This window comes from Nostoc sp. JL23, assembly GCF_017115065.1.
Taxonomy (GTDB): domain Bacteria; phylum Cyanobacteriota; class Cyanobacteriia; order Cyanobacteriales; family Nostocaceae; genus Nostoc; species Nostoc punctiforme_A.
Map to the genome: position 1 here is coordinate 1 of NZ_JABXKN010000109.1, position 26,027 is coordinate 26,027.

General features: G+C 40.2%; 15 protein-coding genes. 9 read left to right on the plus strand and 6 right to left on the minus strand.

The annotated features are described in order from the left end of the window. The 5 genes from HWQ42_RS21965 to argJ all read left to right on the plus strand — a co-directional run. Positions 1–2,227, plus strand: a 2,227-nt coding sequence (locus HWQ42_RS21965) for a GAF domain-containing protein (RefSeq protein ID WP_292816131.1), incomplete at its 5' end; no start/stop codon positions are given. Between the two features lie 116 nt (positions 2,228–2,343). After that, a complete protein-coding gene (locus HWQ42_RS21970) occupies positions 2,344–2,472 on the plus strand; it encodes a hypothetical protein (RefSeq protein ID WP_292816133.1) in 129 nt (42 codons plus the stop codon). 1,209 nt (positions 2,473–3,681) lie between these two features. Then, a complete protein-coding gene (locus HWQ42_RS21975) occupies positions 3,682–5,658 on the plus strand; it encodes a PAS domain S-box protein (protein ID WP_292816135.1) in 1,977 nt (658 codons plus the stop codon). 14 nt (positions 5,659–5,672) lie between these two features. Beyond that, on the plus strand, positions 5,673–7,187 hold the full coding sequence (locus HWQ42_RS21980; protein WP_292816136.1) for an ATP-binding protein: 1,515 nt from the start codon (positions 5,673–5,675) through the stop codon (positions 7,185–7,187). Between the two features lie 248 nt (positions 7,188–7,435). Next, positions 7,436–8,599, plus strand: a complete 1,164-nt coding sequence (gene argJ / locus HWQ42_RS21985; protein WP_292816138.1) for a bifunctional glutamate N-acetyltransferase/amino-acid acetyltransferase ArgJ — start codon at positions 7,436–7,438, stop codon at positions 8,597–8,599. Between the two features lie 199 nt (positions 8,600–8,798). Here the strand turns inward: argJ and HWQ42_RS21990 are convergent, their stop codons facing one another. The 4 genes from HWQ42_RS21990 to HWQ42_RS22005 all read right to left on the minus strand — a co-directional run bounded on the left by HWQ42_RS21990 (position 8,799) and on the right by HWQ42_RS22005 (position 14,190). Next, positions 8,799–9,980, minus strand: coding sequence for a sulfate ABC transporter substrate-binding protein (locus HWQ42_RS21990; RefSeq protein WP_292816140.1), 1,182 nt, complete (start codon positions 9,978–9,980; stop codon positions 8,799–8,801). Positions 9,981–10,491: 511 nt separating this feature from the next. Then, positions 10,492–12,681, minus strand: coding sequence for a xanthine dehydrogenase family protein molybdopterin-binding subunit (locus HWQ42_RS21995; protein ID WP_292816141.1), 2,190 nt, complete (start codon positions 12,679–12,681; stop codon positions 10,492–10,494). Then, on the minus strand, positions 12,678–13,655 hold the full coding sequence (locus HWQ42_RS22000; RefSeq protein ID WP_292816142.1) for a xanthine dehydrogenase family protein subunit M: 978 nt from the start codon (positions 13,653–13,655) through the stop codon (positions 12,678–12,680). Before HWQ42_RS22000 ends, HWQ42_RS21995 begins: the two co-directional genes overlap by 4 nt. Then, positions 13,642–14,190: a (2Fe-2S)-binding protein gene (locus HWQ42_RS22005; RefSeq protein ID WP_292816143.1), complete on the minus strand. Its 549-nt coding sequence runs from the start codon at positions 14,188–14,190 to the stop codon at positions 13,642–13,644. Before HWQ42_RS22005 ends, HWQ42_RS22000 begins: the two co-directional genes overlap by 14 nt. Positions 14,191–14,385: 195 nt before the next feature. Between HWQ42_RS22005 and HWQ42_RS22010 the strand changes: the two genes are divergently transcribed. From HWQ42_RS22010 to HWQ42_RS22025, 4 genes are all read left to right on the plus strand, one after another. Then, entirely contained in the window at positions 14,386–19,848 is a 5,463-nt protein-coding gene (locus tag HWQ42_RS22010; protein WP_292816144.1) for an ATP-binding sensor histidine kinase, read from the plus strand. Between the two features lie 25 nt (positions 19,849–19,873). After that, positions 19,874–21,331, plus strand: coding sequence for an ATP-binding protein (locus tag HWQ42_RS22015; RefSeq protein WP_292816145.1), 1,458 nt, complete (start codon positions 19,874–19,876; stop codon positions 21,329–21,331). A gap of 303 nt (positions 21,332–21,634) precedes the next feature. Beyond that, positions 21,635–21,865, plus strand: a complete 231-nt coding sequence (locus HWQ42_RS22020) for a hypothetical protein (protein ID WP_292816262.1) — start codon at positions 21,635–21,637, stop codon at positions 21,863–21,865. Beyond that, complete coding sequence (locus HWQ42_RS22025; protein WP_292816146.1) at positions 21,858–22,046, plus strand: hypothetical protein; 189 nt, start codon at positions 21,858–21,860, stop codon at positions 22,044–22,046. Before HWQ42_RS22020 ends, HWQ42_RS22025 begins: the two co-directional genes overlap by 8 nt. A gap of 422 nt (positions 22,047–22,468) precedes the next feature. On the opposite strand, the gene HWQ42_RS22030 is transcribed toward HWQ42_RS22025, so the two are convergent. Continuing rightward, positions 22,469–22,978 carry a DUF6174 domain-containing protein gene (locus tag HWQ42_RS22030; protein WP_292816147.1) on the minus strand — a complete coding sequence of 170 codons (510 nt, stop codon included), beginning with the start codon at positions 22,976–22,978 and terminating at the stop codon, positions 22,469–22,471. Positions 22,979–23,522: 544 nt separating this feature from the next. Then, positions 23,523–25,577 carry a calcium-binding protein gene (locus tag HWQ42_RS22035; RefSeq protein WP_292816148.1) on the minus strand — a complete coding sequence of 685 codons (2,055 nt, stop codon included), beginning with the start codon at positions 25,575–25,577 and terminating at the stop codon, positions 23,523–23,525. Positions 25,578–26,027 lie beyond the last annotated feature (450 nt).

A 26,027-nucleotide genomic window follows, 5' to 3' on the forward strand; every position in this document is an offset into this window, starting at 1 on the left:
TTACCATATTTTGGGTTATTTTTATCGGATTTTTCTTAACATTCAACACTTTTGGCAAGAAGCATACTATTGCTATGCTCGATGGGGAGCAAAAGCTAAAATCGATGACTTAGAAAAACGCTATCCTAAATTACTCCAACCCATCTTACATCAACAACTCAGCTTTAATTCCCTAGAAACCATTAGTACTATTGCCCACAGTTCGATATCTTTATCTAGCCAAACTTCCATTATTAGTAGCACAAATATTTCCAATGCCTTAGACTTTATGTCTATTATGAAAGCAGCTCAAGCTATTTCTAGTAGCATTGAATTGGATGAAATTATTGCTAGCCTGACGCAAATTATTCTCGAAAACTCCGGTGCAGAAAAATTTGCTTTAATTCTTTCTGAAGATGGAAACTTAAAAGTCAAGGCAATTACTTTTATTAATCACCAAGACAATTTTTCAATTCCAATCCAAACTATTCTTAAATCACAATCACTAGATACTTGTGAAGATATTCCGAGAAAAATTATCAATTATGTCAAAAATACTCAAAAAACAATTGTTATAGATAACTGCCAAACAGAGATACCTGGGCTACTTGGAGAATATCTGCTCGAATTTCAACCCCAGAGTGTATTTTGTACGCCGATTATTAATCAAGGACATTTAGTGGGTATTCTCTATTTAGAAAATAAATTAGTAGCAGGGGTATTTACTAGCGATCGCATCAAAGTTATCCAAATGTTATCTGTGCAAGCTGCCATCTCTCTAGAAAATGCCCGTCTTTATCAAGAATCTCAAGACAAAGCTCAACAGATCCAACAATCCCTCCAGCAGCAAAAAACCTTATTTAATGTTGTGAATCAAATCCGAGAGTCTTTAGATTTAGATGCGATTTTTCGTGCGGTAACTCAAAATATTCGCTCAATCCTTAATGTCTCACGCGTCGGAATTTATCAATTTCATATCGGTTTAAATTACGAATATGGCGAATTTATTGCCGAAGATGTCCTACCCCAATTTCCTTCTGGTTTAGCTGTAAAAATTCAAGACCATTGTTTTGGAGAGAACTATGCAACCCAATACAAACAGAGACGTTTTTGTGCAATGTCAGATATTCAAACCGCAGAAGTTTTAGATTGTCATCGGGCAATTTTGCAACAGTTTAATGTTAGAGCATCATTGGTTGTACCAATTATGCAAGATGACGAACTTTGGGGCTTACTCTGCATTCACCAATGCGATCGCCCACATCACTGGCAACCTTCTGAGATTGAATTTGCCCAACAAATTGCTGCACAAATGGGAGTTGCACTCCAACAAACCGATCTCCTGCTGGAAACTCGCCAACAAGCAACCCAATTAGAAGAAACACTCCAACATCTCAAAGAAACTCAACTTCAATTAGTACAAAATGAAAAAATGTCTGCGTTGGGAAACCTTGTAGCGGGGGTAGCTCATGAAATGAATAATCCTCTCGGTTTTATTTCTGCTAGCCTTGAACAAAGTAAACCTGTATTTGCAGATATTCTTAAACATCTGAAATTATATCAAGAAAGTCTGCCAAATCCCAAAGAGGAAATTATTGAACACGCCGAAGAAATCGACTTGGAATATAGCTTAGAAGATTTGCCCAAGATGATTGATTCGATGATGATAGCCTGTGACAGGCTGAAAAATATCAGTACCAGTCTCCGCACTTTCTCCCGTGCCGATCAAGACTACAAAGTACCTTTCAATATCCACCAAGGCATTGATAGTACCATTCTCATTCTCAAACATCGTCTGAAAGCAAATGAACAACGTCCCGCCATTGAAGTTATCACAAACTACGATAATTTACCTCAAGTAGAATGTTTTCCTGGTCAATTAAATCAGGTATTTATGAACATCCTGGCGAATGCTATTGATGCCTTGGATGAATCAAATACAGACCGGAGTTTTGGAGAGATTAAAGCCAATCCAAATCGGATTATAATTACCACCTCATTGCAAGAAAAACAGGTTGAGGTGAAGATTGCTGATAATGGTCAAGGCATGAGTGAATCAGTCAAACAAAAAGTATTTGACCACTTGTTTACTACAAAAGGTGTTGGTAAAGGAACAGGATTAGGATTAGCGATCGCTCAGTCTATTGTTGTAGAAAAACATGGTGGAACTTTGGATGTGAATTCTACCCCGGGCGTTGGAACAGAATTTGTAATTATCTTACCGATTCTGGCTCAGACTCAAAGTTAATTTGGTCGAAAGTGTGATTTCAGTTAATCATTGCCAGTCAATCGCACACCACAGACGTACACCCGCTATCATTGTTAACCCAGATTTACCAAAAGTTGAGTTTCTTTAATACCTCAATGAGTGGAGGATTTGAGGGAATTGTTACTGAAACTAAAGAGAAGTACGAAAGCCAAATTTGCTATATTGGCAGAGTTAAGTGCTGGGCTGATGAAGCTCGTTTTAGCGGTAAGCTAATCGGCATTTAACTTGCATAAAAGCAGGGCTGAAGCCCTTACTACAAGCGAATCATTCTGGAAAAATGAATGACGATTAGCTTATTGTCATTGAAACGATGATAGATGATGATTTGCCTAATCACTAGCAACCCAGTAAACAATGGATTATAAAAAAATTCGATTGCTGCAAGCAACTGTTAGATGATTCACCATTGGGTACAGTTCAGAATCTGGCTTCTACCGTGCAATATAAAACTGCCCTAGACGTAAGCCAGAGCAGTTTTTGATAGAAGTAAATTATATAGGAGACTTTTACTGTTGTCCCCGGTTTATCCATAATAATTATTGTTATACAATACTATTCACCTCAAATTTCGTGCTTTACACAAAAAACGAATAATCTTTAAATTGGCATTACAAAGTTTAGACGATGTTTTTCTACCAACTGATACCAATTTGAAAAATGATTGCGACAGATGGAAAACTGAAACACTTATCCAATGGATGTTTCACAATCCAAAATCTAAAATCTAAAATCCAGAATGGTATGAGGCTGGGAAATAACTCGCGCCCTATGTATATAGCGATAAACAGTTTGGCTACAAGAGTTTTTATTATAAGTACACCTATTGATGGCTAGGTTCTCTTCCTGATAATTTTACTTACGGTACGGAGTCTGTGATTTGCTGTCTCAGCCTCATCTAATGCCAGTTGCTCTGTCTCCAAATCTTGAGCGTGAGCTTCTCCCCTGCTCTCTTGGGTGTTAATGATAAATCTTCAACCGGACAGTATATGACAGATTAATAGTGCTGACCTATCCAAACTGAGTCGAGTTAGCCCGTAAATACACGTATGCAATTAGATTATAATTAGATTATTATATAACCGAAATATTACTGTGATTTTTGAAGGTTTTTATATATGTAAATGGCTGATTTCAGGGGATATACGGTAACAATAACCAAAGCGATCGCGGTAATTTAATTTTCATAAATCTTATATTATTCCGATTAAAAAACTCAGAAAAGATGACGAACACAGAATGTAGAAGCTGAAGCTAATAATCGATTCTAGCCTAAAACTAGTACGGTAAAACTCTGAGAAATGCCAAACGTAGTTTTTTTTAGAAGATGAGAGCCACTCTCTAGGCGTATGCGCATCTACAAGAGGTCTGAGGCTAAAAACCTCTTCTTTGGCACTTCAGGCTTTAGTGAAGACTTATGCAATGTATAGGTTTTTATGATGGAATTTTTAGATAATTTTTTCTCTACTAGCCAGTTTATTCCCCACGGACATTGCTATCTCTGGAAACCAGAATTGGTGTGGTTGCATCTGATTTCAGATGTGTTAACTGGACTTGCTTATTATTCAATTCCAGTGATGTTGGTTTATTTTGTTCGTAAACGGCGAGATATGCCTTTCGGCTGGATATTCCTAATGTTTGGCACATTCATCGTTGCTTGTGGCACAACTCATTTAATGGATGTATGGACGCTTTGGTATCCTACCTATTGGCTATCAGGGTTTCTCAAAGCTATCACCGCTTTTGCCTCCGTATTAACGGCTATAGAGCTTGTGCCATTGATACCACAGGCGCTGGCTCTACCGAGTCCTGCTCAACTAGAGGCTGCAAACTACCAGCTAGCGAAAGAAATTGCTGAACGTATACGGACTGAGGAGGTGTTGAGGGAAAGCGAACAACGCTGGCAATTAGCTTTGCGCGGCAATAAGGATGGAATTTGGGACTGGAATGTTAAAACCAATGAAGTTTTCTTCTCACCTCGCTCGAAAGAAATGCTCGGTTACGAAGACCACGAAATTTCTAACCATTTAAATGAATCTGTAACACGAGTGCATCCGAACGATATTGAGCGGGTGCAACAAGCGGTTCAAGATCACTTTGCTCAGAAAACACCGTTTTACATAACCGAGTATCGAATTTTATGTAAAGATGGCACCTATAAATGGATTTTAGATCGAGGGCAAGCACAGTGGGATGAAAATGGTAATGTAGTACGAATGGCAGGCTCACATACTGACATTACCGATCGCAAGCAAGCAGAGGAGACACTAAATAGCCTACTTAACCAATTAGAAAGCATGGTTGAGAAAAGGACAGGAGAGTTAAGAAGAATCAACGAATCATTACAGACAGAAATTACTGAACGCCAGCGAATAGAAGAAGCATTGCGAGAGAGCGAACAACGATTTCGGGCTGCATTCCATCAAGCTGCTGTTGGCATTGCCCATGTTGCAATCGATGGAAGCTGGTTGTTAGTTAATCAGAAGCTTTGCGATATTCTCGGTTACACACTCGAAGAATTACAGTTATTAACCTTCCAAGATATTACTCACCCGGACGATCTTAACACTGACCTGAAATATGTTGAGCAGATTTTAGCAGATAATATTCAAACTTACTCGATGGAAAAGCGCTATTTTCGCAAAGATAATTCTTTAGTTTGGATTAATCTCACTGTGTCTTTAATGCGCGAACCTAATGGGGAGCCAAAGTATTTTATTTCTGTGATAGAAGATATTAACGAACGGAAAGCCGCACAGCACGAACGCAAGGAGTGGGAAGAACAAATTAAAGCATCACTATTAGAAAAAGAGGTGTTATTAAAAGAAATTTACCATCGGGTCAAAAATAATTTACAGGTTATTTCCAGTCTGCTAAACCTGCAATCTGCCTATATCAAAGACCAAGAAGATTTGGTAATATTTCAACAAAGCCAACAGCGGATTGCATCAATGGCTCTCGTTCACGAAAAATTATATCAATCTCAAGACTTAGCAAGGATTAATTTTGGTGAATATATTCGAGATTTGGTAGCAAGTTTATTTACTGCTTATGAAGTCAATGAAGATGCGATCGCTTTAACAATAAATGCTGAAGATTGTATTTTTCTCGGTTTAGATACAGCAATTCCTTGTAGCTTAATTATCCATGAGCTTGTATCTAATTCCTTAAAATATGCATTTCCCAAGGATAGGAATGGTGTAATTAATATTGAAATCAAAAAAGAAATTAACAATAATTTAAGACTGATAGTTAGTGATAACGGTATTGGCTTACCACCAAATTTTGATTTTAAAAAACTCGCATCATTAGGATGGGAATTAGTAGATGCTTTAACCCATCAACTAACAGGAAACATGAATATTACAAGTGCTACTGGAGTAGAGTACCAAGTGATATTTCCTTTACCATAAATAATTAATAAAAAATGAAAAACGCAAAAATTTTAGTTGTGGAAGATGAAGCTATTGTTGCCAAAGACTTACAATATCGACTTAAAAAAGTTGGTTACACAGTGCCTGCTATCGCTTCTTCAGGAGAAGAAGCAATTAATATAGCAATAGAAATATCTCCAGATTTAGTACTGATGGATATCAAGCTTAAAGGCTCAATGGACGGCATAGAAGCTGCTGAAGAAATCTATAAGCGTTTGGATATTCCAGTAATTTATTTAACTGCTTATGCAGATGATAATACATTGGAACGAGCTAAGATAACTGAGCCGTTTGCCTACCTACTGAAACCTTTTAAAGAAAGAGAACTACAAACAAATATTGAAATAAGTTTGACTAAACATGGTTTGGAAAGGCAATTAAAAGTTAATAAAAAATGGCTGGATGCACTTTTAAAAAGTATTAGCGATGGTGTGATTGCTAGCGACTTACAAGATTTAATCACTTTTATGAATCCGGTTGCGGAAAATCTAACTGGATGGAAGCAAGAAGAAGCCTGTGGCAGAAATTCCTCAGAAGTATTTAATATTGCTAATGGCGAAACTCATAACCCTCTTGAAAGTCCGATTATAAAAGTTCTTCAAGATGGTACTATCGTTAATCTCCCCGCAGAAACAATTTTGATTACTAAAGATGGTGCAGAAATACCAATTGATGACAGCGCTGCACCGATTAAAGATGACAAAGAGAACATTACAGGCGCTGTATTAGTTTTTCGAGATATTACCGAACGCAAACGAGCGATTGAGGCACGTCAAAGGCAAATTGAGCAAGAGCAACTTGTGGTGCAATGGGAAAATATAAATCAACTCAAAAATGACTTTTTGAATTTAGTTTCTCACGAACTGCGATCGCCTCTGAGTAATATCAAGATGATGGTTCAAATGATACAACTATCTAATAATACTGAGCAAGCTCAACGTTATCTAAAATTAATCGAAAGCGAGTGCGATCGCGAACTAGAATTAATTAACGATCTACTAGACTTACAACGGCTAGAAAGCTCATCCTATCAAGTTATTACACCTGATGCGTTGCTCTTACAACAGTGGTTACTTTGGGTTATCGAGCCGTTTCAAATTCGTGTTCAAGAACATCAGCAAACTCTACAGGTGAATCTCCCTGTAAACCTCCCGCCGCTATTCTCAGATGGCATTAGCTTGGAACGCATCGTAATAGAATTGCTCAATAATGCCTGTAAATACACACCTGCGGGTGGTGAAATTGTCTTAAGTGTAAGTCACAATTCCTCGGAAACACCTGCAAAAACAATTATTACTGTCAGTAATTCAGTAGAAATTCCGGTAATAGAGTTACCACAGATATTTGATAAATTTTATCGTCTCCCCAATGCAGATATCTGGAATCAAGGTGGTTCGGGATTAGGTTTATCTATAGTACAGAAATTAGTCGAACAATTGCAAGGAAACATTCAAGTAGAAAGTGGCAATGGATGGACTACATTCACTCTGACATTAACTGATTTATAGCATTTGATAATCCATAAATTGCTAGGTGAGTTTGGGGAGCAAAAATTTTTTTGTTGTCAAACGTTTGGATACTTAGCAAATTATTTTCGAGAAATAATAGATTTTTGATATTAAAACTTCATGAAATTGATTGTTGTTCCGATTGGGTTTCACTGCCGTCTAACCCAACCGGAAATAATAGATTTTATCAGGAGTAATTAACCGAACTTGATATGAGATAATTAAAGCAAATTATTAAATATCGAAAAATGTCATTAACTATATCTTCCACACCTCAAGGTTTTAGTACATTCATCACTAATTTGGGAATACGAGATACAACTGATGATTTTGTATATATTCAATCATCAGTTCCTTGTGTTGCAGATGGAGTCTTCACTCAAAGTCTTTTTGCTGGGCCAAGTGTTACTATTAGCCGTGATAATTTAAAAGATTCACAAGCACAAGCAATTGTCGTTATATCTAAAAATGCAAATGTAGCTAATGGTTCTGTTGGCATTGCTGACGCTCATGAAGTTTTGCAATTAGTTGCAACTGAAACTGGAATTACTACACATAATATTGTGATAGCTTCTACAGGTGTAATTGGCAGACGTTACCCCATTGAAAAAATCCGAGATGGTTTATTAGGATTGGGCAAAAAATTGACTGATGCTGATTTTCATGCCGCCGCTCGTGGGATTATGACCACCGATACAATAGCTAAACTAGCTACACGGCAAATAGGAAATGCCAAGCTAGTAGGAATTGCCAAAGGTGTTGGCATGATTGAGCCTAATATGGCTACCCTTTTAACTTTCTTTTTTACTGACGCTGCAATTTCTGCAAATAGCCTTCGTTCTATTTTTCGTTCTACTATAGATAAAACTTTTAATTGCTTGAGTGTAGATACGGATACTTCTACTAGTGACTCCGCCGTGATTCTAGCTAATGGTTTAGCCGGTGAAGTTTCAGAACCAGATTTTGCTAGTGCATTGCAAGAAGTTGCACAGGAATTAGTGCTGAAAATTGCACGAGATGCAGAAGGTGCTACTAAGATAATTGAGGTAACTGTAGATTCAGCGATTAACTATGCACAAGCTAAAACAGTAGCTAAATCAATTGTAAATTCACCATTGGTAAAAACTGCTGTTTATGGAGCAGATCCGAATTGGGGACGAGTTGCTATGGCTATAGGCAAATGTGAAAATGAACAGGATATCAATCCAGAAAGAGTTATTATTAGTTTTGATAATGTGAAAGTTTATCCTAGTAGCTTAACTGAGGAAAATTTAGAACAGTTACGGCAAATTATGTCTAAGGATAAAGTAGATATTCATGTTAGCCTTAATATTGGCGAAGCCTCGGCAACTGTATGGGGTTGCGATCTTTCAGAGGGTTATATAGAAATTAATGGTAAATACTCAACTTGATTAAACCTCTTGCACAAATGCAAAGTTTGCCCTCAATCTCTTCTCCCAATTTTGGGAGAAGGGGAGCGAATTTCAAAGTCCCTCTCCCAAACTTGGGTGAGGGCTTTTGGTTCATTGCGCTTGGCATTGAAAAAAGAGCGTAGCGTCTCGTAGAGAAGGGTTAATTAGTGGGGGACAATTTCTAATTGCCCTTTTAAAGTTAAGTTGACTTTTTCCCTCGAATCTTGTCCAAGATTGTACCTTCATCAAAGAATTTTGCCTGAATCTCGTCCCATCTTCCTAAATCTTCAGCTTTGAAAATAGTTTTAATTCGGGGAAAATTGGCTTCTGTTTCTTTGGCGATCGCTAGGTTAACGGGACGAAATCCCAATTTGGCAAACTCTCGTTGCGAGTCTGGGGTGTAGAGAAATTTGATAAATGCTTCTGCAACAGAGCGAGTACCGTGTTTATCAACATTTTTATCGACAACAGCAACAGGATTATCGATGGAGATATTAATATCAGGTACAATATATGGAAGTTTTTCACCATTTTCCGTCGATACAATCATCTCTTTTTCATAGTTGAGCAAAACGTCACCCTGACCATGTTTGAAGAATAGTTCGCTGGCATTCCGCGCAGTTTTGGGTAACACAGGTACATTCTTATAGACTTTAGAAATAAAGTCTATTGCTTGATTGTCATTTCCGCCAGTATTTATCACTGAACCCCAGAGATTAAGAAAACTCCAACGAGCCGCACCAGAAGTTTTGGGGTTAGCTGTAACTATCTTGACGCCATCTTTTGCCAAATCTTCCCAAGTTTTAATATTTTTGGGATTACCTTCACGAATAGCGATCGCATCTACAGATTTGGTAACAATTGCATTATTAGGCGCTTCTTTTTCCCAACCTGGTTGAATAAAGCCCGCTTCAACAAGTTTATTAATGTCAAGGGGAAGTGACAAATGTACCACATCAGCTTCCTTACCCTCAATCACTGCTGCAAGGGTTTGGGAAGCGGACGCATCATAGCTTTGATTGAAAGTGACGTTTTGGTTGTGTTCTTTCTTCCATTGTTCGATAAATTTGGGAATGATTTGCTCGTATGCTGCGCTAGTAACTGAATAAGAAACAAACGTTAAGCTTACATTAGGCTGAGAAACTGCGCTAGTATTACCAGTGTAATTGACATTACGTAAAGAGCAAGCAGCTAACAGGATACTCAAACTAATTCCAGCTAAAAATAGAGAGACAATACCCCACGAAGTATATCTATAGAACCAACTTTGGATTGGTTGTATACACCACGGTTTTATAGCCTGCAAAGGTTTAACAATACAAGTGGAAACTAATTGAGTTAAATATCTCCTGAGTTTAAGAGTAGGTTGCCACTGGTTCATCAAATTTTTCCTTTGAATCTGTAGTATTTTAAACGAGATCCTGTAAAGGGTCATTATAAAACGGTGGTTAAACAAAAATATTTTTGATCAACCTAAATTTAAACAAGTATTAGGACTAGCCCTTTCAAGGTGGGTGAAAATTATAGTCTATAAATTCCTCTTTAAACTCTTCTCTCTGTGTTCTCTGTGCCTCTGCGGTTAAATAAATCACTTTTAAACCGCAGAGGCACAGAGAGCGCTGAGAAAAAATAGGAGACTTAACGAGTCACTTTGAAAGGGCTAGTCCTAGTTATTTAAAATATCAAGGAGAACTAGTTTTAGAAACTTCTGGACTACGAAACAAATACAATAATCAACGGTTAATAGATTTAATAAAAATATGCTTTTTTATTCTTGAATCCCTACGATATAAGGACTTAACCTGATATCAAGTATTAATTTTCTATAACTAGTCTAGGAGAGCCATATTAGTGATCATCCCCTAACCCCTTCTCTCTACAAACCGATTCATTCACAACAACTTATCTGGTGTAATTGGCAAATTACGAATCCGCTTACCTGTGGCATGATAAACTGCATTAGATATGGCAGCGGCTACCCCAACAATCGGAAGTTCCCCCAAGCTTTTGGTTCCTAGTGCATTCACATAAGGATCGTGTTCTTCAATAAATTGCACTTCCATATTGGGGATATCTGCATGAACGGGAATCAGGTAATCGGAAAGGTTAGCACCAACTATTCTGCCCTGATTAGCATCCATTACAGTTTTCTCCATCAGCGCCATACCAATTCCCCAGGTAATTCCGCCGATAACTTGACTCCGCGCTGTCTTGAAGTTGAGAATTCGCCCTGCATCATAAACGCCTACGCAACGTCTAACTTTAATTTCTCCTAAGAATTCATCAACTGCAACTTCGACAAATATCGCCCCAAAAGAATGTTTAGCGTATTGTTGGCTCTCTGGATTGAGTGAGGATTCCTCTGTAACTTCTAAACTTTCTAATCCATGACGGCGCAGAATATCGCTGTAGCTGTCTCGCTTCGATGGGTCTTGTTTTGAAAATATTTGCCCTGACTCAACGGTAATATCTTCTGTTTGCGATCCGTAAAGCAGAGAATTTGCATCTACGATCGCCATTTTAATTATCTTATCCCGTGCGGCGATCGCGGCTTGATGCACCGCCGGGGAAACACTGGCAACGGTAATTGAGTTCCCTGTCATCGGGGCTTTGGGAAGATTGGTATCACCTAATTCAAACTGCACTGGTAATCCCAATACCTCAGCAGCTACTTGCGTCATCACTGTATATGTACCAGTACCGATGTCTTGAGAACCACTTTGTACTTTTACTTCTCCAGTAGCAAAAATTTCTACCTTGACTGATGCAGTTCTAGCATTGGTGGGAAATGTCACACTTGCCATTCCCCAACCAATCAGGAAATGACGATCTCGCAAAGAACGGGGAACTGGATTGCGTTGTGCCCATCCAAAAATTTCTGCCCCTTTTTGATAACATTCTTTCAGGGATTTACTTGACCAAGGCAATCCTTTGTGGGGATCGATATCTGCATGATTTCTCAGTCTTAGTTCAATTGGGTCAATATTTAAGGTGTATGCCAGTTCATCCATTGCCGATTCTAAAGCAAACATTCCGGGTGCTTCTCCTGGTCCCCGCATAAAGGTTGGTGTGCCGGCGTTGATGCGTCCCAAACGGTATTTAATTTCCAAATTGGCACAGGCGTACATCATGGTTGTTGCAGCACCCACTGGTTCGGCAAAGTCATCAAACAGGGAAGTTAAAGATGTCCCAATTTGCTCGATTACAGTTAGTTTTCCTTCCTTGGTTGCACCTAACGTTAGCTGCTGCTGAGTTTCGGAACGGTGGCCGCAAGCTGTGTACATTTGCGATCGCGTTAGCACAACTTTTACTGGGCGTTTTACTTGCCGAGCGGCGATCGCTGCTAAAATCGTATGCGATCGCAACAGCGCCTTACAACCAAATCCGCCGCCTAAATATTTGGAGATGACGCGGACATTTTCTTCGGGAATATTCAGAATAGATGCAATTCGGTTTTGGGTTGCAGAAACGCCTTGAGTGGTTTCATATAGCGTCAAGTTATCCCCTGACCACATTGCGATCGTTGCAGAAGGTTCTAGGGGATTATGATGTTCTATTGGCGTAGTATAAACTTGCTCTACCAAAACATCTGCCTGTACTTTCCCCGATTCAACGTCGCCTCTAGTGATTTTAGCTGGCATCATGCCAAAAAATATTGATTCGGGTTCAAATATCTCTGTATGTGCCATTGTGACTGTCGGAATGGCTTCTTCGTAGATAATTTGTATCCTAGAGGCAGCAGTTTCGGCTTGTTCTAAAGTTTGGGCAATTACAATCCCCAGATGTTGACCATCGTAGTAGATATTATGGTCTTTTTCAGTTGACTGAGGTTGTGGAGGGCCAAAGAAGGGTATTTTTACCAGTGATGGGGTTTGTTGGTAGGTAACAACATCTAGCACACCAGGGGCGATTGCGGCTGCTGTTGTGTCTATTTGGATAATTTTACCGCTGGCAATCGCGCTTTGAAAAATCACTCCATAAGTTAAATTCTCGATTGGCACATCGGCTGTGTAAGGCGCTTCTCCCGTTACTTTCAGCCTACCATCAACGCGATCGAGTGGTTTCCCAATAATTTTATTCATAATTTTTCTGCCACAACTGAGAGTGCGCGTACCAAAGCGCGTTTGACTAATTCAATTTTGAATTCATTGTGTGTTTGCGGTTTTGCTTCCTTGACGGCTGCTGCTGCTGCGGCTGTAAAGATATCTTCGTTAATTGCTTTCCCTTTGATAATTTCCTCAGCATCCCTTGCACGCCAAGGTTTGGGTGCTACTCCCCCAAAAGCGATGCGTGCTGATTTTATCGTGTCTTGTTCTATATCTAAGGCAACAGCTACAGAAACGAGAGCAAATTCGTAAGAAGCTCGATCCCTTACTTTTAAATAATGGGACTTATATGCAAAATCTGGAACTTCAATAGCAACAATTAATTCTCCAGGCTGTAATAGAGTTTCTTTGGCTGGTGTCTCACCTGGTAAGAGATAAAAATCATGAATTGAAATTCGATGTGATTGTTCGATTCCTTGGATGCAAATCACTGCATCTAATGCCGTCAAAGCTACAGCTAAATCGGAAGGATGAACGGCAATGCAATGTTCGCTAGCTCCGAAAATGGAATGCATTCGATTGTAACCTGTAATTGCCGAACAACCTATACCGGGAGTGCGTTTATTACAAGGAAAAACCGGATCGCGAAAATAACCACAGCGGACTCGTTGCAGTAAATTCCCGCCTACTGTTGCCATATTTCGCAGTTGCGGCGAAGCGCTTTGTAATAAAGCTTGGCTAATTACGGGATAACATTCCTGAATTTGGGGATGAAAAGCCACATCACTCATTCGAGAAATCGCACCAATGCGGATTCCATTTGCTTGAGATTCAATATCTGCTAAGGGCAAACTATTAATATCAATTAATATATTCGCTGTTTGGACTCCATCTTTCATTAATCCCAGTAAATCTGTGCCACCAGCAATAAATGCAGCATTTTTGTCTTGCTCAACTGTGGCGATCGCCACTTCTTTTGAGGTAACTTTAGCATAACTAAATGGCTGCATCTTGCTTTTCCTCTAGCACATCCTGAATCGCCGCAATAATATTTGGATATGCTCCACAACGGCAAAGGTTTCCACTCATTTTCTCTCGAATTTCTGCCTCAGATTTTGGCGATTCTTCCAATATCATCCCTACGGCTGAAATAATTTGACCTGATGTACAGTAGCCACATTGAAAAGCATCATGGGTAATAAAGGCTGTTTGCATAGGATGGAGTTTACCATCTTGTGCTAATCCCTCAATTGTGGTAATTTCAGCACCGATGTGCATTACAGCTAGAGTCATACAAGAGTTAATGCGCCGATTATCAATTAATACAGTACATGCACCACATTCACCGCGATCGCAAGCTTTTTTAGTACCCATCAAACCCAGCTTTTCTCGAAGTGCATCTAGTAATGTAACACGAGGTTCTATCTTCAAGGAATAAGATGTATTATTAACATTCAGTGATAATTCTACTTCCTCTGAACCGAATATTTTCACTTCCTGAGTAAGTGAGTCTGAAGTTCTTGAAGCTAAGGAATTTTCTTCCATGTCTCATGTAGATAATAATTACATCATTTACTATACTACCGATAAAAAGTCTGCGGTTATTCTAGCTTTACTTCCTGATATTTAGAATTCGAGAAGGTAACGGCAAGAATGGATAGCAAAATGCACCTTCTTGAAAAAATGATAGGGCGGATCTGGGAACACTAAATGCTAAGGTCTTAAAAATTCAAAAGAATTATGATTAGCAGTGTAGTCACCATTCCCGGCTATCGAGTCAGCGAAGAACTCTACAACGGTTCTAGAACCCTAGTTTATCGGGCAGTTCGAGAGACTGACCAACAGCCTGTGGTCATTAAGCTGCTGAAAAATCCTTATCCCAGCTTCATTGAGCTTTTGTCATTTCGCAATCAGTACACCATAGCTAAAAATCTCAACTTACCTGGAATCATTCAAACCTACAGCTTGGAAACGTACCAGAATGGCTATGCGTTGATAATGGAAGACTTTGGGGGAATTTCCCTAAAGCAATGGGGAACTGTGCCAAATCTGATGGAATTTTTGCACTTAGCGATCGCCCTGTGCAATATATTAGATATTCTCATCCGTCATCGGATTATTCACAAAGATATCAAACCCGCCAATATTCTGATTAATCCAGAAACTCGTGATATCAGACTCATTGATTTTAGTATTGCATCTCTGCTACCACGAGAAACCCAAAGCCTGAAAAGTCCCAATGTGTTGGAAGGGACACTCGGCTATTTGTCACCGGAACAAACCGGACGCATGAATCGCGGTATAGACTACCGCACTGATTTCTATTCTCTAGGCGTAACTTTTTACGAGTTACTGACCGGGCAATTACCTTTCCAATTAAACGACCCAATGGAGTTAGTGCATTGCCATATTGCCAAACTTCCACCTCTAGTACATGAAATTAATCCAGAAATTGCGCCGATACTCTCAGATATTGTCAGCAAATTGATGGCGAAAAATGCCGAAGACCGCTATCAGAGTGCATTCGGGCTGAAATCTGATTTAGAAACTTGCTTGCATCAACTCCAGCAAACGGGCAAAATTGAAAGTTTCCCCATTGGGCAACGGGATGTTAGCGATCGCTTCATTATCCCTGAAAAACTCTATGGTCGGGAAGAGGAAGTCAAAACTTTGCTAGCAGCATTTGACCGTGTTACTAATCATCAGACAGAACTGATGTTAGTCGCTGGGTTTTCTGGGATTGGTAAAACGGCAATTATTAATGAAGTCCATAAACCGATTGTCGAACAACGGGGGTACTTCATCAAAGGCAAGTTTGATCAATTTAATCGGAATATTCCTTTTTCTGCCTTTGTACAAACGTTTCGAGATTTAATGGGGCAATTGAGATGTGAAAATGATACTCAATTATCAGCTTGGAAAACCAAAATATTAGCAGCGCTGGGTGATAATGGGCAAGTTATTATTGAGGTAATTCCAGAACTAGAACAAATTATCGGTCAACAGCTACCATCACCTAATTTATCTGGAACTGCGGCACAGAATCGCTTTAATTTACTATTTAAAAATTTTATCCAAGTATTCACTACCAAAGAACATCCTCTGGTGATTTTTTTGGATGATTTGCAGTGGGCAGATTCAGCATCTTTGAAGTTAATGCAGTTGCTGATGGATGATTCAGTGAGGGGATATTTATTATTGATTGGAGCTTACCGAAATCATGAGGTTTCTGCTGCTCATCCTTTGATGTTGACACTAGAAGAGATTGCTAAAGCCAAAGTCACAATTAACATTATTACACTAGCACCTTTGAGTACAGCCAGCTTAAATCAACTAGTTGCCGATACCCTCAGTTGTTCGCAAGAAGTCGCACAACCACTAACCCAACTGGTATATCAAAAGACTAAAGGTAATCCATTTTTTAGTACGCAATTTCTCAAAGCACTGCATGAAGATGGACTAATCCAGTTTGATTTTGATCGGGGAATTTGGCAGTGTGATATTCCTGAAGTGAAAGCGTTAGCTTTAACGGATGACGTTGTTGAATTCATGACATTGCAGTTGCAAAAGTTGCCAACAGCAACCCAGGATGTTTTGAAATTAGCTGCGTGCATTGGTAACGAATTTGACTTAGCAACCTTGGCGATGGCTACGCCCGCCGTTGGCGTTCGCGTTAGCGTCTCTGAAAGAGAAGCCTCTCCAAGAGAAGGCATCGCACGAGGCGCAGGCTCAAATAATCTGCCCACAACATCAGAAGCCGAAACTGCAACAGCCCTATGGAAAGCTTTACAAGAGGGCTTAATTCTACCTCAAACTGAAGTTTATAAGTTTTATATAGGTCAAGAGACTCAAACAATTGTAGGGCAAAATTCACAAGTAGTTACTTATAAGTTTTCCCACGATCGCGTCCAACAAGCTGCTTATTCCCTAATACCTGACGAAGAGAAACAGACTACTCACTTAAGGCTGGGGCATCTACTATTAAATAATATTTCTCCGAGCGATCAACAAGAGAATATTTTTCAAATTGTTAGTCAATTGAACATGGGGTTGGGGTTACTTACTCAACAGACCGAACGCAATCAACTAGCTCAATTAAATCTGGTAGCTGGACGGAAAGCCAAAGCTTCTACTGCCTACACTGCTGCGGTTCAGTATTTAACACTAGGAATAGAATTGTTAGCAGCAGACAGTTGGCAAAATCAGTATGCTTTGACGCTAGCGCTGTATGAGGAAGCCGCAGAAGCAGAATATTTAAACACCCACTTTCAACAAGCTATCAATCTAGCAGACCCGATCTTGCAAGAAACTACACATCTGTTAGACAGAATTAAGACCTATGAGCTAAAAGTTCAAATTTATATTGCTCAAGATCGGCAAGTTCAAGCTATTGAAACAGGGTTAAAAGCATTAGAGCAGTTAAAAATTTCCTTGATATTACCTGATGTAAAGCAGGAGAATCATTTAAAGCAACTACCAGAGTTGACAAGTTTAGCCAATATTCCAGAGATGAGCAATCCAGAATCTCTGGCTGCACTCCGGTTGCTGATTAGCATTACCCCTGCTGTGCATCATGTCAAACCGGATATGTTTCCGTCAGTGGCGTTGACAATGCTCCATCTTTGTCTTGAGCAGGGACATTCATCATTAGCTGCTTATGTCTATGGAATTTATGGCTTGTTTCTGTGTGCTGTAATCAAAGATGTAGACACTGCCTATCACTCAGGTCAGATATCTCTAAGGCTACTAGAACAATACCATGCCAAAGAACTCAGTTCCAAAATTTATATGCTCTTTGGTGTTTTTATCTGTGCTTGTAAAGAGCATGGTCGAAATACACTCAAGTTCTTACGAGAAGGTATGCAGTGTGGATTAGAAGTCGGAGACATCGAATACGCTAGCTATGCAATGATGGCTGAGTCTGCACATTTATTCTTGGTTGGAGAACCTCTAAATTATGTTGAGAAAAGGCAAGCAAAATATATTGATTTACTTTTAAACTTCAAACAAAAGCATTGTCTTGATTATGCCCAGATTTGGCGGCAACTCACTTTAAATTTACTTGGGCAAACCTCCGATCAATTTCACCCGACTGGGATTGATTTCGATGAGACAGAAATGCTGGTGCATTTTCATAAAACCCATAATCATCAATCACTATTTGCCATCTATGTAGCTAAAACAGTTATCCTTTTTACTTTTGAAAAGTATGAACTGGCTGTAACTAATGCAGAGCAAGCCACTGAGTTTGTAGATGGAGCCTTTGGTCTACTACTTGTTGCTGGACATAACTTTTACTATTCTTTGTCCTTACTTGCACGGTATTTGAACTGCGATCGCGTAAGCGTCCGCTCTGCGGAAGCGCTGCTGCCTCCAGCAGATCGCAATCAACAGGAACGTTGCTTACATCAAGTAGCTACCAACCAAAAACTCATGCGCTACTGGGCCGATAATGCTCCTGCTAATTTCCAGCACAAGTATGATTTAGTTGAAGCAGAGATAGCGCGAGTGATGGGAGATACACTCAAAGCAATGGAGTATTACGATCGCGCCATTGCAGCAGCTAAAGAAAACGGCTACCTCAACGAAGAAGCACTTAGCAATGAGTTGGCAGCCAAATTCTACCTCAACTGGGGTAAAGAAAAGGTGGCTCAAGCCTACATCCAAGAAGCCTACTACTGCTACGCTCGTTGGGATGCCAAAGCTAAAATCGATGACTTGGAAACACGTTATCCGCAATTACTCCAACCGATTTTGCAACAAAAGCAATTCACTATCCAGCCCTTAGAAACCCTCGCTATACCTGCCCGCACGATTCATCAACCAATGCAAACATCTAGCTCCAGCAGCACTTCTATCTCTGAAGTCTTGGATTTTGCCACCATCTTCAAAGCTTCCCAGAGTCTTTCTAGGGAGATTCAGTTAGACAAATTGCTCATTAACTTGCTCAATGCAATTATCACCAATGCTGGAGCCAGTAAATGTGTGTTGATATTGATGCAAGAGAATGACTTGCAAGTAGAAGCGATCGCTCAACTAGGACAAGAACCCAGCATTGGATTAGCACTGCCAATAGATCGGAGTTTTGATATTCCTGTCAGCCTGATTTACATTGTCAAACGCAGTCTACAATCCCTTGTCATCGCTGATGCCAGAATAGAGGCTGTTCTGGTGGCTGATTTCTACATCACGAAGCACCAGCCCAAGAGCCTATTGTGTAATCCCATCGTGCATCAGGGTAAACTGCTGGGAATTTTATATCTGGAAAATAACCTGGCTACGGAAGCATTTACACCAGACCGATTGGAAATTGTCAAGCTCTTATCATCCCAAGCTGCCATTTCGATCGAAAACGCTAATCTCTACAATACTCTCGAACAGAAAGTTAGCGATCGCACTCAACAACTTTCCCAAGCCTTAGAAGAACTCAAAACAACTCAAGATCAGCTTGTGGAATCCAAGAAAATGGCTGCTTTAGGTAGCTTGGTGGCAGGGGTTGCTCATGAAGTTAATACCCCGGTTGGTACTAGCATTACACTGGTATCGACTCTAATTGATAAAACTACCGCTCTCATCACCACAGTTGAGCAGGGACAGCTAAAACGGGCAGATTTAACCAACTACCTGAACCTTGCTAAAGAATGTGGAGATATTATTTTGACAAACCTTAATAGTGCCGCAGAGTTGGTGCAAAGTTTCAAACAGGTTGCTGTCGATCAAACCAACCTGGAGCGACGCTCTATTAGGGTTAAACTTTATCTGGAAGAAACGCTTTTTAGTTTGGCACCAAATTTAAGAAAAACACTACATACGGTAACTATAACTGGCGATGATACTGTAACCATTAACACTTATCCAGGAGCATTGGCACAAGTTGTCACCAATTTGGTGATGAACTCTCTCATGCACGCATATCAGCCCGAAGAAGCTGGGGAAATGCACTTTCATGTATTACAGCAAGCCGATCGAGCCATTATTCAGTACCGTGATGATGGCTGTGGTATTCCCGAAGAGTATCACAGCCGCATTTTTGAACCCTTTTTTACCACAGCAAGGCATCGCGGTGGAACAGGACTAGGATTGCATATTGTCTACAATCTAGTCACCCAAAAATTGCGGGGAAGAATCAATGTGCAAAGCGAAGTGGGGAAGGGAACTCTATTTATAGTAACCCTTCCACTTGAGTCACAGGTTACTCCATGAACGCCAGAATTAGGGATGATCGAGTATGTCCAGCGAAAATCAAAGGGTTTCCAACTCAGAAACTGATGCTTTTTTTGTCTTTGCAGACAACGATGATACGTTTATCTTTGCAGATGACAATGACGGACAACCAATCAATGAAGATGATAGGGGTTCCCAAGCGGTTTCAAACTCTCCACCAGCACCTGTAGCAGTTTGGAAAATCTTGATTGTGGATGACGATGTATTAGTCCATCGAGCCACAATTCTGGCACTCGAAGATTGCACTTTTGAAGGTAAACCTCTAACGTTTCTCCATGCCCACTCTGCTACAGAAGCAAAGTACTTAATCCAGACACATCCCGATACGGCGTTAATTTTGCTGGATGTCGTAATGGAAACAGATGATGCTGGATTGCAAGTGGTTCAGTATATTCGTGCAGAATTGCACAACCACCAAGTACGAATTATTTTACGTACAGGTCAGCCTGGAGAAGCGCCGGAAGCCTCGGTGGTGCTGGACTACGATATTAACGATTATCGGCTTAAAACAGAACTGACACGGCAAAAGCTGATTACAGTAGTGATTTCTTCCCTTCGTTCTTACGGTAATATCCTCAAAATAGAGAACCAGAATTCTGAACTTACCCTCGCCCTACAACATCTTCAACAAACTCAAGCTCAACTAATTCAAGCAGAAAAAATGTCGTCTTTGGGAGAAATAGTTGCAGGCGTTGCTCATGAAATTAACAATCCGACAAACTTCATTTATGGCAACCTGTTTCATACAGAAACTTATGTGCAGTCTCTGTTAAAACTCATCAAAACCTATCAAGAACATTATCCTACTCCAGTGGACGCGATCCAAACTATAGCAGAGTCTATTGATTTACCGTTTTTAATGGAGGATTTACCTAAACTATTCGACTCAATGCGAGTTGGAACTGAGCGTATTAAACATATTGTTGAATCACTGCGTAACTTCTCCCGCTTAGATGAAGCAGAAATTAAACCAGTAGACATTCACTCCGGCATTGAAAGCACTCTATTAATTTTGCAGCACCGACTCCAAGCTAATGCTAACCGCCCAACGATCGCGGTGATTAAAGAATATGGTCAACTGCCTTTGGTTAACTGCTATGTCAGTGCCCTCAATCAGGTATTTATGAATATCTTGAGTAATGCAATTGATGCTTTGGAAATGGGGACTGGCGACTGTAGAATAACAAGTGAAACATTTTCCCTCCCGACAATTCACATTCGCACCGAAATTCAGGATGCTAATAGAGTGCTGATTCGCATCGCTGACAATGGTACAGGCATGAGTGAATCGATACTCAAGAGAATATTTAATCCTTTTTTTACCACTAAACCTGTGGGCAGTGGCACAGGTTTGGGATTATCGATTAGCTACTCGATTGTGGTGGAACAACATAGAGGTCATTTAACCTGCTCTTCTGCGCCAGGCAAAGGTACAGAGTTTGTCATCGATATTTTTATTTAAAGTTGGTTTTTGTTACTACGAGCAACCGCAAAACTGATGACAATCCATTAGAACACGAATTCAGGGTTGATTCTTAAGGAAGATTGACTAAAAAAGTACTTAGGAGTCAAAGTAATGACTGTGGATCTAGCTGAAAGATAAAGTTGCCTTCAGACATGCAAGAAGTGTATATATTCGTAAGAATATTCTGAATTCTGACTTAATAATATAAACACAAATCTAACTCAGAAATTCTCCCAACCCATAGTAGAGAAAGTTGCTATTGTCGGTGTTGACCCAGGCGGTTTAGCTGCGGCGATCGCACTGAGAAGCCAAGGGATAGAGGTTCAAGTATACGAAAAAGCCCAAGAATTTCGTCCGGCAGGAACTGGACTAGGACTAGCTCCCAATGGCTTGCATTCTCTAGATACGATGCCTACGGCGGGCTGTGCCAACGCACCGGGAATTGTCGAAACCCTTAAAAGTTCAGGATGCGAGGTTCACCACACGGTTTTAAAGAATATTCAGTCTGAGACAATCCGAACTAATGACTAGATACGAACAGTGTCGCATCGAGCGTACAAAACTCATTCAAGCTCGTAGTGCCTTGGGTGAGATGCGTTACTACGACATTAACACCGTGGCATCTAATGGGCAGACGCAAGAGCGGCAAATGAGTCTTAACGATGATTTTCACAAATGGGTGTACAGCTTTAAGCCATCTGTAAAAAGTTAAATTCTAATGTGGAATTAGTAAAGTTACTTCGATCGCAACTAGCGAATAAAGTTACAGCAAACCCTAATCTTATCGAGTAATTTGAGGCTATCAGAAGTGACTGTTTTTAGTCAAGTTCTCAAACACAACAAATTCGTTGAATAATTGAGAATTACTCGCACAAAATCAACATAACTTAATCAAAGTGTTAATTTTTATGAAAAGTTAATGGCGATCTAATACAGTTGAGAATGAGCAACAAAATCCAGATGTAGAGATGCGATTTATCGCGTCTTAAAAGACAAATTGTCTACACGAATAACCCTTAACTCAAGCGTATTGGATCGCTATTAGCTTTTTGGGGGAAAGTGAATTATTAAACCTCGCTTTGGAGTTACTAACTCACTCCTGTTTTGGGTTGAGATTGAGCGCAAGTAATGACTTTAGCGTCTATTTTTAAGTTCCTGAAAATTCTCAATTGTCAAAAATATTTCTTCATCAGCTATTTGACTATTGTAATCGATATTAATTTTAGTTGGATAGCCAAGTTTAGCATTGTATTCTACATCCAGGTTGGATGCCTTACGGTTGATAGCATCTTGAATCACATTAAAGAGTTCGGGAATTGTGTCATATTTTTGAAAGAATTGCGGATTAACTGGTTGACCTGTAGCTACAGAAGTGATGGAAATTGGTTGACCATTACGTACTCGAATAACTACTGGCCCTCTAGCATCTGGTATACAGAAGCAACTATTGCTAACTGTAATGCGATAGTTATAAATATTTGCCCGCTCCCACAAACGCTTATTAAATGCCAACCGTCTTGAATTCAAGTTATTATTTGTTTGCGTTTGATATTGTGCTTTCTCTGCGGTAGTTTCGGATATACCTGGTAGATTCAGACCCAGAGATAGCAATAGTGTTGCACTGATAAGGATAGGTAAACGCATATTAATCGATTGATTAGTTGTAAAAACTCTAACTATTATTATGCTACAACAAATTTCAATTTATTTACGAGAGGTTGTTTAAATAAACTTTATCTTTTAATTAATTTTTCCGTAGAAAAATAAATCTGTATTTTTTAAGAATGCCCATCCATAATTCAACTTTCAATACATCAATTAGGAACTTTTCCGAAATATTTTTGATCGTCCAAAATTACCTGCTTTTCCAAAGCGATGCCTACGGTTGGCTACGCCTATGCAACAACTCTTAATACCATTTTAGATTTTAGATTTTAGATTTTAGATTTTGGATTTTGGATTGTGAAACATCCATTGGATAAGTGTTTCAGTTTTCCATCTGTCGCAATCATTTTTCAAATTGGTATAAGTTTTTCGGATCTATCTGGATTGAACTGTATAATCCTCCCCGTACTTGAAGTATGAGGAGGATTCAATTATCCCTAATTAGCAATCATCAACGTTGCTAATTAGGATTTAGCTACGAGCTTGCAGATATGCCTTAGCTTCTATGGATTTTAAGAGATGTTTACGCAACGATCTCAAAGCTTGTAGCTGATAATAATGGTGGGGCTGTGAATTGATTGTTATCGTTATCAATGTTGGCAAACAGACTACCTGTCCCAAAGCCTGGTGATGTCAAGTTTTGGTTGAAGAACAAGTTGCCAGTTCCAAGACTGTAAGTAATGAGTCCAGAGCTAGTTGCAGCTGCTGCATCATTAGCTACTATCCTAATTTGGAACAGATTATTGAGTCCGCCAAAAGTTGTCTTATCGAGGACAATTTTATCGCTAAAGCTGCTGAAGTCAGTAATTTTATCTACACCGAGATCGGCGCTATTGTACGCAGCGCCTGAGTTGAACACAAAGCGATCGCCACCAGCACCACCAGTCAGGATGTCATTGCCTTTACCACCTCGTAATGTATCATTACCAGTATCTCCATAAAGTAAGTCATTGCCAGCACCACCATAGAGGATGTCATTACCCTCACCACCAAAGCCGGTTAATGGTGTCGCTGTACCACTACCATCAAGGAAGTCATTTCCAGCCCCGCCTGTGAACCAGACTGCATTTAGAGAAGTTGCTGACAGGTTGTTGACATCGAGGGTGTCATCACCGCCACCACCATTGATTTCAAACCTCTCTGCACTGTCTACAGTCAGAGTGAAAGGAACTAGGTTCAACCGATCGAAGATTGCTCTGCCTTGAGCATCTTGTTGTAGGCGGAAGTTATCTCCCACACCCGCGCCGTTGACTTCAACCACGTCAAAGCCAGCGTTACCGCTGATTCTATCGCTACCGTCACCATTGTTCCAGATCAAGCGATCGTTGCCATTTCCGCCAGTGAAGGTGTCGTTGCCACGATTTCCGAGTATGGTATCGTTCCCATCCCCACCAGATAGAAAGTCGATACCATCGCCACCTCGTAACAGGTCATTACCGGTATCACCAGAGAGGAAGTCATTGCCAGTACCACCTGTCAGGCTGTCATTACCCTCACCACCCAAGCCTCTCAACGGTGTCGCTGTACCACTACCATCGAGCAAGTCATTTCCAGCCCCGCCTGTGAACCAGACTGCATTTACAGAAGTTGCTGACAGGTTGTTGACATCGAGGGTGTCATCACCGCCACCACCATTGATTTCAAACCTCTCTGCACTGTCTACAGTCAGAGTGAAGGGAACCAGGTTCAGCCGATCAAAGATTGCTCTGCCTTGAGCATCTTGTTGTAGGCGGAAGTTGTCTCCCACACCCGCGCCGTTGACTTCAACCACGTCAAAGCCAGCGTTACCGCTAATTCTATCGCTACCGTCACCATTGTTCCAGATCAAGCGATCGTTGCCATTTCCACCAGTGAAGGTGTCGTTGCCACGATTTCCGAGTATGGTATCGTTCCCGTCCCCACCAGATAGAAAGTCGATACCATCGCCACCTCGTAACAGGTCATTACCGGTATCACCAGAGAGGAAGTCATTGCCAGTACCACCTGTCAGGCTGTCATTACCCTCACCACCCAAGCCTCTCAACGGTGTCGCTGTACCACTACCATCGAGCAAGTCATTTCCAGCCCCGCCTGTGAACCAGACTGCATTTACAGAAGTTGCTGACAGGTTGTTGACATCGAGGGTGTCATCACCGCCACCACCATTGATTTCAAACCTCTCTGCACTGTCTACAGTCAGAGTGAAAGGAACTAGGTTCAACCGATCGAAGATTGCTCTGCCTTGAGCATCTTGTTGTAGGCGGAAGTTATCTCCCACACCCGCGCCGTTGACTTCAACCACGTCAAAGCCAGCGTTACCGCTGATTCTATCGCTACCGTCACCATTGTTCCAGATCAAGCGATCGTTGCCGTTTCCGCCAGTGAAGGTGTCGTTGCCACGATCTCCTATTAGAGTATCGTCCCCGTCCCCACCGGATAAAAAGTCAATACCATCGCCACCTCGTAACAGGTCATTACCAGCATTTCCATAAAGGCTGTCATTTCCACCCAAACCATTGAAGTTATCAGAAGCGGCATTACTAATACCTACATCTGCTGCATTAGTCGGCCCTGGCCCTGGAATCCAATTTACTGCCATGATTAATACTCCTAATTCTTAATTTCTCTAAGTGAATAATGAGTTACTAATACTTCATTTCTAGGAAAAGTATTGAAGTACTAGTTTCTGCCTATGAACTACAAAACTTATAGTTTTTAGCTGCTAAGTATTACTCAGAGGTATTTTCTTCTTTTATGCAGAATATTGGTTTTTGTAAAACTTCTTCACTATGAATTTTATAGACAGAGTTGACTACATCCTGACTTGTTAGGTCATTTAAAAAAGAAAGAGTAGCTCGTGAATGCCTTTTGCCAACTAGCTTTCAACTGATTGAACGATTTTCGCTCAAGTTCAAACAAATGTAAGTAACGTTGAACAAATGACAATATTAAATACTAACCCGTATTCGTATTGTGACTTTACTGACAACTGCTTAATTTGTTGATTAGTATTAATAAGTGAGTGTTTACCTCTAAAGTATAGTAAGTA

Coding starts and splice junctions, on each gene's coding strand:
- HWQ42_RS21990 (WP_292816140.1), bottom strand. CDS start 9,980: ATGAACCAGTGGCAACCTACTCTTAAACTCAGGAGATATTTAACTCAA.
- HWQ42_RS22035 (WP_292816148.1), bottom strand. CDS start 25,577: ATGGCAGTAAATTGGATTCCAGGGCCAGGGCCGACTAATGCAGCAGAT.
- HWQ42_RS22005 (WP_292816143.1), bottom strand. CDS start 14,190: ATGGAAGAAAATTCCTTAGCTTCAAGAACTTCAGACTCACTTACTCAG.
- HWQ42_RS21980 (WP_292816136.1), top strand. CDS start 5,673: ATGAAAAACGCAAAAATTTTAGTTGTGGAAGATGAAGCTATTGTTGCC.
- HWQ42_RS22000 (WP_292816142.1), bottom strand. CDS start 13,655: ATGCAGCCATTTAGTTATGCTAAAGTTACCTCAAAAGAAGTGGCGATC.
- HWQ42_RS21970 (WP_292816133.1), top strand. CDS start 2,344: ATGAGTGGAGGATTTGAGGGAATTGTTACTGAAACTAAAGAGAAGTAC.
- HWQ42_RS21975 (WP_292816135.1), top strand. CDS start 3,682: ATGATGGAATTTTTAGATAATTTTTTCTCTACTAGCCAGTTTATTCCC.
- HWQ42_RS22030 (WP_292816147.1), bottom strand. CDS start 22,978: ATGCGTTTACCTATCCTTATCAGTGCAACACTATTGCTATCTCTGGGT.
- HWQ42_RS22010 (WP_292816144.1), top strand. CDS start 14,386: ATGATTAGCAGTGTAGTCACCATTCCCGGCTATCGAGTCAGCGAAGAA.
- HWQ42_RS21995 (WP_292816141.1), bottom strand. CDS start 12,681: ATGAATAAAATTATTGGGAAACCACTCGATCGCGTTGATGGTAGGCTG.
- HWQ42_RS22025 (WP_292816146.1), top strand. CDS start 21,858: ATGACTAGATACGAACAGTGTCGCATCGAGCGTACAAAACTCATTCAA.
- argJ (WP_292816138.1), top strand. CDS start 7,436: ATGTCATTAACTATATCTTCCACACCTCAAGGTTTTAGTACATTCATC.
- HWQ42_RS22015 (WP_292816145.1), top strand. CDS start 19,874: ATGTCCAGCGAAAATCAAAGGGTTTCCAACTCAGAAACTGATGCTTTT.